The organism is Rhodococcus sp. PvP016 (genome assembly GCF_017832185.1).
Classification (GTDB): domain Bacteria; phylum Actinomycetota; class Actinomycetes; order Mycobacteriales; family Mycobacteriaceae; genus Rhodococcoides.
Genome location: NZ_JAFIBH010000001.1, coordinates 2,984,307 through 2,999,097 on the forward strand (window position 1 = coordinate 2,984,307; position 14,791 = coordinate 2,999,097).

14 protein-coding genes and 2 pseudogenes are annotated in these 14,791 nt (G+C 70.0%); 10 read left to right on the forward strand and 6 right to left on the reverse strand.

All coding sequences use genetic code 11. The features are described from left to right. From JOE30_RS13935 to JOE30_RS13945, 3 genes are read right to left on the reverse strand one after another with little or no spacing between them, the layout of a single operon-like run. Nucleotides 1–858: an ABC transporter ATP-binding protein gene (locus JOE30_RS13935; RefSeq protein WP_204867327.1), complete on the reverse strand. Its 858-nt coding sequence runs from the start codon at nucleotides 856–858 to the stop codon at nucleotides 1–3. Further along, a complete protein-coding gene (locus tag JOE30_RS13940; protein WP_307806176.1) occupies nucleotides 855–1,949 on the reverse strand; it encodes an iron chelate uptake ABC transporter family permease subunit in 1,095 nt (364 codons plus the stop codon). Before JOE30_RS13940 ends, JOE30_RS13935 begins: the two co-directional genes overlap by 4 nt. Next, a complete protein-coding gene (locus JOE30_RS13945) occupies nucleotides 1,946–3,481 on the reverse strand; it encodes an iron ABC transporter permease (protein ID WP_204867329.1) in 1,536 nt (511 codons plus the stop codon). The genes JOE30_RS13940 and JOE30_RS13945 overlap by 4 nt, the downstream gene beginning before the upstream one ends. A 172-nt stretch (nucleotides 3,482–3,653) precedes the next feature. Here JOE30_RS13945 and JOE30_RS13950 point away from each other — a divergent pair, with 172 nt between their 5' ends. The 8 genes from JOE30_RS13950 (at nucleotide 3,654) to JOE30_RS13985 (ending at nucleotide 9,562) form a co-directional block, all read left to right on the forward strand. Next, on the forward strand, nucleotides 3,654–4,367 hold the full coding sequence (locus tag JOE30_RS13950) for a hypothetical protein (RefSeq protein WP_204867331.1): 714 nt from the start codon (nucleotides 3,654–3,656) through the stop codon (nucleotides 4,365–4,367). A gap of 159 nt (nucleotides 4,368–4,526) precedes the next feature. Continuing rightward, complete coding sequence (locus tag JOE30_RS13955; RefSeq protein WP_204867333.1) at nucleotides 4,527–4,964, forward strand: PaaI family thioesterase; 438 nt, start codon at nucleotides 4,527–4,529, stop codon at nucleotides 4,962–4,964. An 81-nt stretch (nucleotides 4,965–5,045) separates the two neighbouring features. Next, nucleotides 5,046–5,348, forward strand: coding sequence for an urease subunit gamma (locus JOE30_RS13960; RefSeq protein WP_027505419.1), 303 nt, complete (start codon nucleotides 5,046–5,048; stop codon nucleotides 5,346–5,348). Nucleotides 5,349–5,358: 10 nt separating this feature from the next. Beyond that, the gene (locus tag JOE30_RS13965; protein WP_204867339.1) at nucleotides 5,359–5,691 is read left to right on the forward strand and encodes an urease subunit beta; all 333 of its coding nucleotides are present in this window, start codon (nucleotides 5,359–5,361) and stop codon (nucleotides 5,689–5,691) included. Continuing rightward, complete coding sequence (locus JOE30_RS13970; protein WP_204867340.1) at nucleotides 5,691–7,412, forward strand: urease subunit alpha; 1,722 nt, start codon at nucleotides 5,691–5,693, stop codon at nucleotides 7,410–7,412. The genes JOE30_RS13965 and JOE30_RS13970 overlap by 1 nt, the downstream gene beginning before the upstream one ends. After that, nucleotides 7,412–8,074 carry an urease accessory protein UreF gene (locus JOE30_RS13975; protein ID WP_204867341.1) on the forward strand — a complete coding sequence of 221 codons (663 nt, stop codon included), beginning with the start codon at nucleotides 7,412–7,414 and terminating at the stop codon, nucleotides 8,072–8,074. Before JOE30_RS13970 ends, JOE30_RS13975 begins: the two co-directional genes overlap by 1 nt. 26 nt (nucleotides 8,075–8,100) lie before the next feature. Further along, on the forward strand, nucleotides 8,101–8,781 hold the full coding sequence (gene ureG, locus JOE30_RS13980; RefSeq protein WP_204867343.1) for an urease accessory protein UreG: 681 nt from the start codon (nucleotides 8,101–8,103) through the stop codon (nucleotides 8,779–8,781). A 1-nt stretch (nucleotide 8,782) separates the two neighbouring features. Further along, nucleotides 8,783–9,562: an urease accessory protein UreD gene (locus JOE30_RS13985; protein WP_307806177.1), complete on the forward strand. Its 780-nt coding sequence runs from the start codon at nucleotides 8,783–8,785 to the stop codon at nucleotides 9,560–9,562. A gap of 169 nt (nucleotides 9,563–9,731) precedes the next feature. On the opposite strand, the pseudogene JOE30_RS13990 reads toward JOE30_RS13985, so the two are convergent. After that, a pseudogene (locus JOE30_RS13990) lies at nucleotides 9,732–11,070 on the reverse strand (NAD(P)/FAD-dependent oxidoreductase); the annotation flags it as partial. A gap of 78 nt (nucleotides 11,071–11,148) precedes the next feature. Further along, nucleotides 11,149–12,099, reverse strand: a pseudogene (locus JOE30_RS13995) (NADP-dependent oxidoreductase). Nucleotides 12,100–12,189: 90 nt separating this feature from the next. Between JOE30_RS13995 and JOE30_RS14000 the strand changes: the two are divergent. Both JOE30_RS14000 and JOE30_RS14005 read left to right on the forward strand, forming a co-directional pair. After that, nucleotides 12,190–13,065 (forward strand): LLM class F420-dependent oxidoreductase, encoded by an 876-nt coding sequence (locus tag JOE30_RS14000; protein ID WP_204867345.1) that lies wholly within the window; start codon nucleotides 12,190–12,192, stop codon nucleotides 13,063–13,065. 1 nt (nucleotide 13,066) lies between these two features. Further along, nucleotides 13,067–13,744 carry an SDR family oxidoreductase gene (locus JOE30_RS14005; protein ID WP_204867346.1) on the forward strand — a complete coding sequence of 226 codons (678 nt, stop codon included), beginning with the start codon at nucleotides 13,067–13,069 and terminating at the stop codon, nucleotides 13,742–13,744. Nucleotides 13,745–13,750: 6 nt separating this feature from the next. Here the strand turns inward: JOE30_RS14005 and JOE30_RS14010 are convergent, their stop codons facing one another. Further along, a complete protein-coding gene (locus JOE30_RS14010; RefSeq protein WP_204867347.1) occupies nucleotides 13,751–14,755 on the reverse strand; it encodes an AraC family transcriptional regulator in 1,005 nt (334 codons plus the stop codon). Between the last annotated feature and the right edge of the window lie 36 nt (nucleotides 14,756–14,791).

Genomic DNA, 14,791 nt, shown 5'->3' on the forward strand with positions numbered 1-14,791 from the left:
TCAGGCCGGTCGGATGCCGGCGCCCGCCCGGACGTGGCGGGTGCCGATGGGCACGATCAGCGGACGATCGGAGACCGGGTCGTCGATGACAGCCGCGGACAGGCCGAAGACGTCGAAGAGCATCTTCTCGGAGATGACCTCGGACGGTGTGCCGCTGGCGACGATCGCTCCCTCGTGCATGACCACGAGACGGTCGCTGTAGCGGACGGCCAGGTTGAGGTCGTGCAGCACCATCACCACGGTCCGGCCCATCTCGTCGTGCATCCGGTCCACCAGGTCGAGGACCTCGATGGAGTGCGCGAGATCGAGGTAGGTGGTCGGCTCGTCGAGGAGCAGGACGTCGGTGCCCTGCGCCAGTGCCATGGAGATCCAGGCACGCTGGCGCTGTCCTCCCGAGAGCTGGTCCACGGGACGTTCGGCGAGATCCTCGATGCCGGTGAGCTTCAGCGCACGCGCCACCTCGGACTCGTCGTCGCGGGACCACTGCCGGATCCAGGACTGGTGGGGATGGCGGCCTCGTGCCACCAGGTCCGCCACGGTGAGCCCCTCCGGGGCGATCGGCGACTGCGGGAGCACCCCGAGAGTGCGCGCGACGTCGCGGGTCTTCATGTGGCCGATCGCCTTCCCGTCCAGCGTGACCTGGCCCTGGCGCGGGGACAGCAGGCGGCCGAGGGCACGCAGCAGCGTCGACTTGCCGCAGCCGTTGGGTCCGATGACCGTCGTGACGACGCCGGTGTGGATCTCGAGGTCGAGCCCCTCGATGATGATGCGGTCGCCGTAGCCGACCGAGATGTTCTCCGCGGCGAGACGGTGCGGAGGTGTGGCTCCGGTGGTCTCCGGATGCGCGTGCACGCTCATACTGTCGCCTTTCGGTTGACTCGGACCAGCAGATAGAGGAGGAACGGTCCGCCGAGGACGGACGTGACGATGCCGACGGGGAGCTCGACCGGCAGAATTGTGCGCGCCACCAGGTCGGAGCCCACCACGGTGACGGCGCCGGTGAGGGCCGAGGCGATCAGCGGAGGCTCGGCGCACCGCGTCAGGCGCAGAGCGATCTGCGGCGCGGCGAGGGCCACGAATCCGATCGGGCCGGCGACGCTGGTGGCGATGGCGGCCATCGCGACCGAGATGACCAGCAGGACGGCCTGGGACCGTTGCACGTCCACGCCCAGCGAGCGGGCGGTGTCCGGCCCGAGCCGCATGGCGGACAGTCGGAACGACATGATCACCGAGCCCGCACCGAGAAGGACCACGGCAGCGGTGACGGGCCAGACCTGCGACCACGTGGCGCCGGACAGCGTCCCGGTGAGCCACAGCTGGGCGCGGGTGACGTCGGTGATGTCGGCGTTGACCAACATCCAGCCGATCAGGGCGACCATCATGGCGTTGATCGCGATGCCCACGAGCACCAGCCGCATGCCCTGCACTCCGCCCCGCCACGACAGCAGGTACACCAGCGCCGCGGTGAGCAGCCCGCCGACGAGAGCGGCGAGGGTCACGCCGAGCGTGGCGAACAGGCCCACGGCCGTGCTCGTGCCGCTCAGGACGATCAGCGAGATGGCGGCGACGCTCGCGCCGGACGTGATGCCGAGGATGTCCGGGCTCGCGAGCGAGTTGCGGGTGATCGACTGCATCAACGCGCCGGAGACGGCGAGCGCGGCGCCGACGAGCGCGCCCGTGAGGGCACGCGGCAGGCGGAGGTCCATGACGACGAAACGCTCGATCCGCGAGCCGCCGCCCACCAGCACGTTCACGACGTCGGGGATCGACAGCGGGTAGTCGCCGCGCCCGACGTTCAGACAGAACACGAGGAACAGCACGATCGCGAGAGCGAGTACGACGAGCACCCGGGCGGGGCGGCGGACCGTGGACAGCGGGCCCAGGCGGAAGGCCGGGCGACCCGCCACCGACGGCGGAGCCGCGGAACGGACGGTCGGGTGCGCGGTCACAGCGACACCAACGTCCGACGGCGTACCAGGGCGATGAAGAACGGCGCGCCGATCAGCGCGAGCACGATGCCGACCTGCAGTTCACCGGGCCGCACGACGACGCGACCGATGACGTCGGCGAGTACGAGCAGGACACCGCCCAGCGCGCCGGCGAAGGGGAGCAGCCAGCGATAGTCCGGTCCGGTGATGGCACGCGCGATGTGGGGCACCACCAACCCGACGAAGGCCACGGGCCCACACGCAGCGGTCGCCGCGCCGGTCAGGAGCGTGATGGCCACGATGCCGACGACGCGCGTGAGGGTGATGTTGGTGCCCAGTGAGCGGGCGACGTCGTCACCGAGGCTGATCGTGTTGAGGGCGGGCGTGCCCGCGACGGCGATGATCAACCCGATGACGATGAACGGGAGCACCGTCCAGAAGATGTCCGGTCCGCGTCCGGCGACGGAACCGACGACCCAGAACCGGTAGCTGTCGAGGGTGGTCTGATCGAGCAGCACCACCGCGTTGGTCATGGCCTGCAGGAAGAACGCGATCGCGGCTCCCGCCAGGGCCAGGGACAGCGGGTTCGCCCGCGCCCCGCCCAGAGACGCGGTACCGAACACGACGATGCTGGCCGCGGCGGCGCCGGCGAAGGCGAACCACAGGTAGCCACCGGGAGAGGTGATACCGAAGAGGTAGATCGCCATGACGACGAAGAAGGCGGCACCGGCGTTGAGGCCGAGTAACCCGGCATCGGCGAGCGGATTGCGGGTGTGGCCCTGGATCAGGGCGCCGGCGACGCCGAGTGCGATGCCCACGACGAGTCCGAGGATCGTGCGGGGGAGGCGTAGCGACCGGACGATCACGTCGGTGTCGGTCCCGGTGGCGGAGAACAGCGCGTGGAAGATCTCGGCGAAGGTGAGCGGCCGCGCACCGACGGCCACGCTCATGAGCGTGACGAGCACGATGGCGGCGACGAGAATGATCAGTCCGGAGGTGCGCCGACGACGGGTCGCTGCCGAGGAGGTGTCCGGAGCGACCGGTTCGAAGTCCTCGGCGACCGCGACGGTGAGCCGGACCGTCTCGACACCGGGCCTGCGACGCAGCGCCAGAGCAGGTCGGACGCCCACGGCGTCACCGGTCTCGGCGTCTCTCAGTACCAGGGCGAACAGGGACTTGCCGACGCTCTGTCCGGCGCGACCGTCCCGGAAACCCCGGTTCCATACGAGCGCACCCGCCGCCGCGAGCACGGCGATGACGCCGAAGACCGCGCGGTCGACCTGGCCGCCGCCGTTGTCGTCGGCGAGTGATCGGACGACGACGAGGCCGAGCACGAGGGGAAGCAGGACGACACCGACGTCGACCGCAGCGGCTGCCGCGACGGTCACGCGGCCGGGCGCCCGCCGGTCTTCGTCGGCGATCGAGTAGTCGCGATCGGGACGGACCGTGGCGCCGGGCTCGGGGAGGTCGTTCGGGGAGGGGTGAGATGCGAGAGGTCCGGACGCGGTGTCGGTCACGCGGTCCTCCTCGATCGGTGTGGTGGTGTCTCTCATGGAAGGTTACGCAAGCCTAAGCAGTCGTGTGGCGGCGCGGTCTCGCGGTGATGCGAACCACACCCGGTTGTCTTCGGTGTATTGGTTAGGCTTACCTTATGGCTCGACCGGTCGCCTCGATCGGTCGGTGCGTGTCACCGTCCGGGCACCTGTAGACGAGGAGTTCCATCCGATGACAGTCACTGTCGACACCGTCGTCTCACCGCACGATCGTCGCGCCGCGGTGTCCACCGCCTTCCGGCACACCATGACCGCTCTGCGACACCTCGACCCGGAGGCCCCGCGCGTGTACGCCGTCGCGGACATGGCCGAACAGAGCAAGCGCCGTTGGTGGTCGTTCGCCACCGGGCTCGAGACGGGCCGCTTCGAGGCTCTGCTGCGCCGGTCGTCGCTCGACCATCCGGATCCGCGCCGAGCGGTGGACCAGGTGGCGGCCGCTCTCGTGCACGCGGTCGTGGGACGGTCGGCCGCGGCGTTCATCGGCTGCGGACGGGTGTGGGATCCCGGCCCCGAGAATCTCTGGATCCATCTCGACAGCGACGTGGGCATCGACTGGGCGGGTGTGCGAGACACGGCGCTGCGCTCGGTGTCCGGCTCGGGCGCGACTGCGGGAACGGTGGTCATGCCGTGCGACGAGGCGCTCGCCGCCTGGACCGCGCATCGCGCTGCTCGATCGCTCGAGGTCGCCGCGGCGGGGTTGTCCGCGCTCGGTCCTCTGGACGCCACGCAGATGAGCCGCATCGTGGGCGAGTCGGTGCTCGGCGCCTCGGCGCGAGTTCCGTTGCTGGGTGGCGTGTCTCGTGACGGTGGCTGGCGCAGGGGGCAGATGCTCCTCGACGCGTTCGTCGACGCGGGGTGGCGCGTTCGGTTGCGACGACCTGCGTGATTTAGGCAAGGCTATCCTGTATAGTCTGAGCCACACGAACTTCGGATCGTGCCGACGTCCTGAGGGCTGCAGCGACGTCGGCGTCCGTGCCCCGGCGGGCCTCGCGACACACTGCGAGGCCCGCCGCTTCGTCTCCGTCCACGTGATTCACTGAACGCCATGAGCGATGTGTCACCGTCGGTGTCGGACGAACTTCGAGAGCAGCTGGACAGCGGTTTCGGGAAGGTGCTGGGTCTGCAGTTCCGCGAACTGGGACCTGATCGGGTCACCGCGGAGTGGACCGTGCGCCCGGAACTCCTGCAGCCGTTCGGAATCGTGCACGGCGGCGTGCACTGCGCCGTCGTCGAGTCGCTGGCGAGCACGGCGGGCGCCCTGTGGTTGGGGGACCGCGGCCACGTCGTCGGGGTCAACAACACCACCGACTTCATCCGCGCGGCCCGCGAGGGCGTGCTCGCCGCCGAGGCACTGCCCGTGCACCGAGGGCGCACCCAGCAGATCTGGACCGTCACGATCACCGATGCCGCGAACCGTCTCATCGCCCGCGGCCAGGTGCGACTGCAGAACATCGAGGACACGGGGCGGATCGGCGCGTCCTGACGCGCGTCCGACGAGCGCGACGGCCGAGGTCGTGCCAGCATTGCCTGTCGCCGTCGTTCGCCGCGAAGGGAAGTGCCCCCCATGAGATTGTCTCCGCACGAGCAGGAGAGGTTGCTGCTCAGCTACGCCGCGGAACTGGCGCGTCGCCGGCAGCAGCGCGGACTCCGGTTGAACCATCCGGAGGCGATCGCGCTGATCACCGACCACCTGCTCGAGGGCGCCCGCGACGGGCGGTCCGTGGCGGAACTGATGTCGTCGGGCCGTGAGGTGCTGACCCGCGCCGACGTGATGGACGGCATCCCGGAGATGCTGCACGAGGTGCAGGTGGAGGCCACCTTCCCGGACGGCACCAAGCTCATCACCGTTCATGACCCGATCTCGTGAAGGAGTGCGCGTGATTCCCGGAGAGATCCTCACCGAGGACGGATCGATCGAGCTCAACGCCGGTCGTGCGTCGGTCACCCTCGACGTCGTGAACGACGGTGATCGGCCGGTGCAGGTGGGCAGTCATGTCCATCTGCCGCAGGCCAACGCCGCGCTGACGTTCGATCGCGTCGCCGCGCACGGGAAGCGCCTCGACATCCCGGCGGGCACTGCGGTGCGGTTCGAACCGGGTATCGCACAGGAGGTCGTGCTCGTCGACATCGGCGGTCTCCGCGAGGTCCACGGCATCTCCCTCACCCCGCCCGGCGCACTGGACGACACGACACCTCGGGACGGTCACTGATGGCGTACCTCGATCGTTCGCGCTACGCGGAGCTGTACGGACCCACGACGGGTGACCGGATCCGTCTCGCCGACACGGACCTGCTGATCGAGATCACCGAGGACCGCAGCGGTGGACCGGGTCTCGCCGGCGACGAGGCCGTGTTCGGCGGCGGCAAGGTGATCCGCGAGTCGATGGGACAGTCACGGGCCACGCGGGCCGACGGTGCGCCCGACACCGTCATCACCGGTGTGGTGGTGCTCGATCACTGGGGCGTGATCAAGGCCGACGTCGGGCTGCGTGACGGCCGGATCGTCGCGCTCGGCAAGGCCGGGAACCCGGACACCATGCCGGGAGTGCATCCCGGTCTCGTCATCGGGCCGTCCACCGAGATCATCGCCGGCAACGGCAAGATCCTGACCGCCGGCGCCATCGACTGCCACGTGCACCTCATCGCCCCCCAGCTCATGGAGGAGGCGCTCGGCGGGGGCATCACCACCATCATCGCCGGTGGCACCGGCCCGGCCGAGGGCACGAAGGCGACGACCGTGACCCCGGGTGCCTGGCATCTGGCGCGGATGCTCGAGGCCATGGACGGGTGGCCGCTGAACGTGGCGCTGCTGGGCAAGGGCAACACCGTCTCACCCGACGCGATGTGGGAGCAGTTACGTTCCGGCGCATCAGGATTCAAGCTGCACGAGGACTGGGGCTCGACCCCGGCCGCCATCGACGCGTGCCTGCGGGTCTGCGACGAGGCCGGGGTGCAGGCGGCGCTCCACTCGGACACGCTCAACGAGGCGGGCTTCGTCGAGGACACCCTCGGCGCGATCGCCGGTCGCGGCATCCACTCGTACCACACGGAGGGTGCGGGCGGCGGGCACGCGCCGGACATCATCACGGTCGCCTCGCAGCCCCACGTGCTCCCGAGTTCGACCAACCCGACTCGGCCGCACACGGTCAACACCCTCGACGAGCATCTGGACATGCTCATGGTCTGTCACCACCTGAGCCCGTCCATTCCCGAGGACCTCGCCTTCGCCGAGAGCCGCATCCGCCCCTCGACCATCGCGGCCGAGGATCTGTTGCACGACATGGGTGCCATCTCGATGATCGGCAGCGACTCGCAGGCCATGGGACGCATCGGCGAGGTGGTCATGCGCACGTGGCAGACGGCCCACGTGATGAAGAAGCGTCGTGGATTCCTCGCCGGTGACTACCGTGCCGACAACAACCGCGCGATGCGGTACGTCGCGAAATACACGATCTGCCCGGCCGTGGCGCACGGACTCGACGGCGAGGTCGGATCCGTCGAGCCCGGTAAGTTGGCCGACCTCGTGCTGTGGGAGCCGGCCTTCTTCGGTGTCCGACCGCATCTGGTGATCAAGGGCGGCATGATCGCGTGGGCCACCATGGGCGACGCCAACGCCTCGATTCCGACACCGCAGCCGGAACTGCCGCGACCGATGTTCGGTGCGGCACCCAGAGCGGCGGCCGCAACGTCCGTGCACTTCGTCGCGCCCCAGGCGCTCGACGACGGGCTGGCCGATCGCCTCGACGTCGCGCGTCGACTCGTTCCCGTCGGGAACGTCCGCGGCATCGGGAAGGCGCAGATGGTGAACAACGACGCGGTTCCCCGCATCGAGGTGGATCCGGACACCTTCACCGTCCGCATCGACGGCGACGTCTGGACCGAGCAGCCGGCGACGGAGTTGCCGATGGCGCAGCGGTACTTCCTGTTCTGATGACGGTTCCGCATTCCGGTGTCGGCCTCGCGACGTTGCTCACCCTCGCCGACTCCCGGCTCCCGATCGGTGGGCACGTGCACTCGGGGGGAGTCGAGGAGGCGATCGCCGAGGGACTCGTCCGGGACCTGCCGACTCTCGAGGCGTATCTGCTGCGGCGCATGCGCATCAGTGGCGCCGTGGCGGCGTCGATCGCTGCCGCCGTCGCCGCCGGTGTGCTGCCCGCTGATGCCGCCGATCGCGAGACCGACGCCCGCACGCCGTCGCCGGCGGCTCGCGCCGCGTCCCGCGCCCAGGGGAGGGGTCTGCGTCGCCTCGCCGAGACGGTGTGGCCGGACCACGACTGGACGGCGGTCGGACGCCGCCCGCACCTGCCCGTCGTGGCGGGAGTCGTCGGCGCCGTCACCGGTGCGGGACCGTACGAGACGGCGTCCGTGCAGATCTACACGGCCATGACGGGCGCCGCCATCGCGGCCCAGCGACTTCTCGCGCTGGACCCGGGCGCTGTGGCGGGGTGCACCGTGGCGCTCGCGGCCGAGTGCGACCGGATCGCGGCTTCCGTCGCCCGCACGCTCCCGGCTCTGTCCGACGAGTCGGATCCGCTGCTGGACCACCTGGGCGAACGTCACGTCCGACGTGAACGCCCCCTCTTCGTCTCCTGATCACCCCACAGAAAGAGAGAACACCCATGCCTCCGCATCTCATCGACGGCGAGCCCCACTCCCACGCCCTGGACCGGCCCAAGCGCGTCCGTACCCCCGGAGAGGCGCTGCGCGTGGGGATCGGCGGTCCCGTCGGATCGGGCAAGACCGCACTGGTGGCGGCGTTGTGTCGCCAGCTGCGCGAAGAACTGTCGCTGGCCGTGCTGACCAACGACATCTACACGACGGAGGACGCCGACTTCCTGCGCCGTCACGCAGTTCTGCCGGACGAGCGCATCACGGCCGTACAGACCGGCGGCTGCCCGCACACGGCGATCCGCGACGACATCACGGCGAATCTCGACGCCATCGACGATCTGGTCGAGGCCAATCCGCCGCTCGATCTGATCCTCGTCGAGTCGGGCGGCGACAACCTCACCGCGACCTTCTCGTCCGGGCTCATCGATGTGCAGATCTTCGTCGTGGACGTCGCCGGCGGCGACAAGGTGCCGCGCAAGGGCGGTCCCGGCGTGACGTTCTCGGATCTGCTCGTGATCAACAAGACAGATCTCGCGCCCATGGTGGGTGCCGACCTCACGGTCATGGAGAACGACGCGGTGCGGGTGCGCGAGGGTCGTCCCACCGCTCTGATCTCGCTCACGGAGGATCCTGCCGCGACGTTGGTGCTCACCTGGGTGCGAGAGCAGCTCGCTGCCGTCGCCGCCTGACGTGACGACGCCCGGCGCCCTGCGCTCGACGGTGCTCGTCGTCGCGTCGCGGAGCAGGTCACCGCGCATCGAGGCGGTGGGTGGGCTCGCCGTACGCCGGACCGGAGTCGACCGCGTCCACCTCGTCGGCTCGGCCGCGACCCCGCTGGGTGGGGACACCATCGACGTCCGAATCGTGGTCGAGGCGGGGGCGCGGCTGCACGTGTGCAGTGTCGCCGCCTCGGTGGCGTTGCCCGGGCGCTCGACCGACGTGTCGCACGCGTCGTGGACCGTGGAGGTCGAGGACGGTGCCGAGGTGATCGTGGACCCGGAGCCCACCATCGTCGCCGGATCGGCGGACCATCGATCGTCGCTGTCGCTGCATCTCGGCGACCGGGTACGCGCCGCCGTGCGCGAACGGATCCAGATCGGCCGCAGCGGCGAAGTGGACGGTCGATGGTCGGGCGTCTTCCGGGTGGACGGCGTGGCCGGTCCGGTGCTCCGCCACCGACTCGACCTGGGTAGGGGCGCCGCAGGGCACGACGCGCTGTTCGCGCCGACCGCGTCGATCAGTACGTTGACCTGGCCGGAGTGTCTGGCGGAGAGCCCCTCCGGGGACACCGTGACGGGTCTGGAGACGACGATGCCGATGGCCGGCGGCGGAACGTTGTCCACCTGGCTCGGCCATCGGCTCCCGGTCACCCGGTCGGTCGCTGCGCTCTCGGCGCGGGGAGATCAGCCCGCGCGCTTGGCCTCCGCAGTCTCCGCCGCTCCGTCGTTCGCGGACGGTTCCTCGCCCTGACGCTCCGCCGGCGTGGGTGAGGCACCGGAGGCGGCCCGCTTCTCCGTGCTGTCGAGCTGCTTGCTCTGTTCCGCTGCGTCGGCCGTGGCACCGGACTCGCGGTCCGCCGCTTTCGAGGTCGCCTCGACCGTGCGGGTGGGGATTGCCACTCCGTCGACGCGGTTCTCCTGCTCGAGCGTGTGGAGTTGCTCGATCGCGAGGCGCGCGAACACCTGCTGTTCGGTGGACGCCATCTGCGCCCGACCCTTGCCCAGGAAGGTGACGAACCAGGAGATCACCGTCGTCAGACGGTTGCGGTATCCCACCTGGTAAAAGAGGTGGAGTCCGAGCCATGCGACCCAGGCGATGAATCCGCCGAACTCCAGCTTGCCGACCTTGCACACGGCGCTGAATCGCGACACGGTGGCCATCGATCCCTTGTCGAAGTACGAGAACGGCTTGCGCTCGGTCGGGTTCTGTCCGTCGAGTGACGCCTTGATCTGCTTCACCGCGTACTTGGCGCCCTGGATCGCGCCCTGTGCCATCCCCGGGACGTCCTTGACGGACATCATGTCGCCGACCACGAACACGTTGGGGTGTCCCTTGATGGTCAGATCCGGTTCCACCACGACGCGGCCCGCGCGGTCGACCTCGGTGCCGTCGGACTGGTCGGCGAGCTGCTTGCCCAGCGGGCTGGCCTGCACGCCGGCGGACCAGACCTTGCACTGCGCCTCGATGCGGCGTTCGGTGCCGTCCTTGTCCTTGACGGTGAGACCGTCGTTGTCGACGCCGGTGACCATCGCGTTGAGCTGGATGTCGACGCCGAGCTTGGTGAGGCGCTTCGCGGCCTTCTCGCCGAGCTTCTTGCCCATCGGGGGGAGCACGGCGGGCGCGGCGTCGAGCAGCACCACCTTCGCGTCCTTGGCGTCGATGTTGCGGAAGGCTCCGTCGAGCGTGCGCGTCGCGAGCTCGGAGATCTGGCCCGCGAGCTCGACGCCGGTGGGTCCGGCGCCGACCACGACGAACGTCATCAGGCGCTCACGCTCGGCCGGATCGGTGGACAGCTCGGCCTGCTCGAACGCGCCGAGGATGCGTCCGCGCAGTTCCAGGGCGTCGTCGATCGTCTTCATGCCGGGTGCGAACTCGGCGAAGTGATCGTTGCCGAAGTAGGACTGCTGCGCGCCCGCGGCCACGATGAGGCTGTCGAACGGCGTGACGGTCTCGCGCTCGAGCAGCCGCGAGGTGACGGTCTTGTTCGTCAGGTCGATGGTCTCGACGTCACCCATCAGCACCTCGGCGTTCTTCTGCTTGCGCAGGATGACGCGGGTCGCGGGGGCGATCTCGCCGACCGAGAGGATGCCCGTGGCCACCTGGTAGAGCAGTGGCTGGAACAGGTGGTGGGTGGTACGCGCGATGAGCGTGACGTCCACATCGGCTCGCTTGAGGGCCTGTGTGCCGAAGAGGCCACCAAAGCCGGAACCGATGACGACGACGCGGTGGCGCTTCTTCTCGTTCGTCTCGACGCTCATGTATCCGCTCCTAGATGTCTATGCGTTCTGAGCTCAACGGTAGTCTCCCCACCCCCGCGCGTCTCCGCGAGGCCGTCGTCAGGGGACGAGGACGTACTTGCCGCGCGGGTGGTGTGTCTGCAGTTCGCGGTGGGCGGTGGCCGCCTCCGCGAGGGGAAACGTCCCGGCCAGCGTCACGGTGATCACCGATCCGGCCAGCTCGAGCAGAGGCATACGCGCCTCCTTGCGCCGTGCGGCGCTCTCGTTGTTCCCGCCGCCCGCGGACCGGAAACCCTCGTCGGCTGCCCGACCGAAGGCAGTGATGGTCACGATGCGCGTCCGGTCCTGCACCACCGCCAGGGACACGTCGATTGCCTCGTCGGTGCCGGCCGTGTCCAGCGCGGCATCCACCCCGTCGGGCGCCGCGGTGCGTACCCGGTCGAGCAGGCCGTCGCCGTACGCGACCGCGACGGCGCCGAGGGCGCGCACCGCCTCGAGGTTGCGGGGATTCGCGGTGCCGATCACCTGTGCTCCGCGGTGCAGGGCGAGCTGGACCACCTGCGAGCCGACGGCGCCGGACGCTCCGTGGACCAGGACGCAGTCACCCTCGCCGATGCTCGCCAGTTCCGCCATGTCGTACGCGGTGGCCGCGGTGAGGGAGTACCCGGCGGCTTCCTCCTAACCGAGCGCTCGCGGTTTCGGCAGCACCGCGTCGGCATCGACGAGCAGGCGATCGGCGTACGCACCGTCTGCCAGGACGATCACCTCGTCGCCGACCCGCACGGGACCTGCCGGCCCGACGGCGTCGGGCCCCACCGCGGACACCACGCCCGATGCCTCGCTGCCGAGGTGCAGCGGGAGTGTGCCTTCGTCCGTCCCGAAGGCGCCGCTGTAGAGCTTGTGGTCGAACGGATCGACGCCCGCGGCGCGGACCTCCACGACGACCTGGCCGGCACCGGGTTCGTCGACCACCTCGTCGTGGATCGCCAGGACGTCGGGGCCGCCGAAGGCCGTGGCCACCACGGTGCGTGTCGTTCTCGGACCAGTCATGTCAGCACCAACGGTGCCCGGTGTTCCGAATGTTCCCCGGGAGCGCCCCGCGTCGGCGGAGTGCTGATCCGACCATCGAGGAGAACCATCGTGCAGTTGGCAGTCCACTATCCCTACTTCACCCTTCCGGGTGGCCCCGCGGCCACGGCGGGACTGCTCTCCGACTCCGCACGCGCTGCGGAGGACGGCGGGTGCACGCTGTTCACGCTCATGGACCACTGGTTCCAGATGGAGAACCTGGCGACCGCGCAGGACCCCATGCTCGAGGGCTACACCTCGCTGGGCTTTCTCGCGGGCCGGACCGAGAGCATTCGCCTGGGCCTGCTGGTCACGGGCGTGACCTATCGGCATCCGGGGCTCCTGGCGAAGACGGTGACGACCCTGGACGTACTCTCCGGCGGTCGGGCGATGCTCGGCATCGGCGCGGCCTGGTACGAGCGCGAGCACCGTGGCCTCGGCGTGCCGTTCCCGGCGATGGCCGAGCGCTTCGAGCGCTTGGAGGAGGCGTTGCGCATCTGCACGCAGATGTGGAGCGACGACGACGGACCGTTCGAGGGCACGCACTACTCGCTGGCCGAGACGCTCTGTGAGCCGCGACCGCTGCAGAGTCCGGGCCCGCCCATCATGGTCGGCGGGTCGGGGGAGAAGAAGACACTCGCGTTCGTCGCGCGGTACGCCTCCCTGTGCAACCTCTTCGCGCCCGACCAGGAGACGGTGGCGCACAAGCTCGACGTGCTGCGCGGTCACTGCGAGCGCGAGAACCGCGACTACGCGGAGATCGAGAAGACCATCATCACCTCGCTCGACCCGGTGGCCGACGAGTCCGGCTTCATCCGGGAGATGGAAGGGTTCGCCGCGCTCGGAGTCGACACCGTGTGCGTGAGCCCCCAGGGACAGGACCCGGTGACCTGGACCCGGTCCGCCACCGCATCCGTGGTCGACACACTCGCAGGATTGGAGAACTGACATGGACCTCGCGGGCAAGCACTTCCTGGTGACCGGCGCGTCCGGCGCTCTCGGATCGCGCATCACTCGCCGCCTGCTCGACGCCGGCGCCACCGTCACCGCGTCCGGCCGTTCGGAACAGACGCTGGCCGGTGTCGACCTGGGCAGCGCGCACCTCGTGGCGTCGGACCTGACCCACCCCGCGGCCCCGGCCGACCTGATCGCGGCGGCCAAGAGCCACACCGGGACGCTCGACGGCGTCGTCATCGCCTCGGGCGTGGTGGCGTTCGGACCCGCGGCCGAGGTGGACGACGACACCGTCGACGACCTGCTGCTGGTGGATCTGCTGGCGCCACTGCGGCTGGTGCGATCGGCGCTCACCGAGGTGGCGGCCGGGGGCGTCGTCGTCAGCATCAGTGGGGTGATCGCGGAGAAGCCCGTCGGCGGGATGGCGGCGTACTGCGCGGCGAAGGCCGGCATCAGCGCGTTCGTCGAGGCGGCTCGACCGGAAGCGCGTCGGCGGAAAGTGCGCGTCGTGGACGTTCGTCCGCCGCACACCGAGACCGGTCTGGCCGGGCGCGCGATCGCGGGCACGGCGCCCACCATGCCCGACGGTCTCGATCCGGACGCTGTCGCGGACCGGATCGTCAAGGCCATCGCGGACGACGAGAAGGATCTGGCGTCGACCGACTTCAGTTGAGTCGGGTCAGAGCGCGCCGCGGCGGACGGTGGTGGGCGTCGCGTTCCACCACCGTCGGCACGCACGAGTGAAGGCGGACTGCTCGGACAGTCCCACCGCGGCCGCGATCTGACTCATCGGCAGCGACGTCGTCGTGAGGTACCGATGGGCCTCCGTGCGGCGCACCTCGTCGACGATCGCCGCGAACGACGTTCCCTCCCCGGCCAATCGGCGTTGCAACGTCCGCGGGTGCAGGTTCAGCAGATGTGCGGCACCGTCGATGTGCGGTGGGGTGGTGCCGAGGGACTGCTGCAGGATGGTGCGCACTCGCGGCGCCACCTCGGTGGTGGGTCCGGCGCCCTGCCGAGCGAGGAAGGCCAGGGCCAGCCGTTTGAGGTTCGAATCCCCGCCGTGCAGCGGTCGGTTCTGGAGTGTGGCAGGAACCCGGAGGACGGCGGCGGGACGGCCGACGCTGACCGCGACGCCGAAGAAGTTCTCGTAGACCGACACCGGAGCCGCCGGCACGTAGGGGAGCTCGACCGAGCGGAGTCCGTACGACCCGCCGACCAGTGCGATGGTCGCGCGGTGGAGGAACCCGAGGCCCATGTCGGTGCCCTGGACCGGCGCGACGACCCCGGGCTTCGTTCCGTACCGCAGCGCGACGATTCCCGGCGTCCCGTACGGGTCCGGTTCGGCCCGCAGGCTGAGTGACTGGGCGTGGATGAACAGGTAGTGCTCGGTGCACTCGAGTGCCTCGCCCACGGTCGAGGAGTTCTGGATCGCGAGTGCGAGCGGCCCGAGCATGCCGAGATCCTGGCGCCGTGCGATCCGCAACCCCAGATCGGGGCACGCCAGCTCCGCCGCGGCGATCTCGAGAACCGCGGCCATGGCGACGTCCTCGACGAGGAGATCGTCGGCGTCGAGCGCGTCCACGGGCAGCCCCGCCGCGACGGCGTACGCCTCGGCGTCCCCGCCCAGTTCGGCCACGGTCGCGCGGAAGCCGCGGAGACCGGCGGAGCGGATGGCGGGCACAGCGCTCACCCTGGGTCAGCTGTCGTCTGAAGTCAA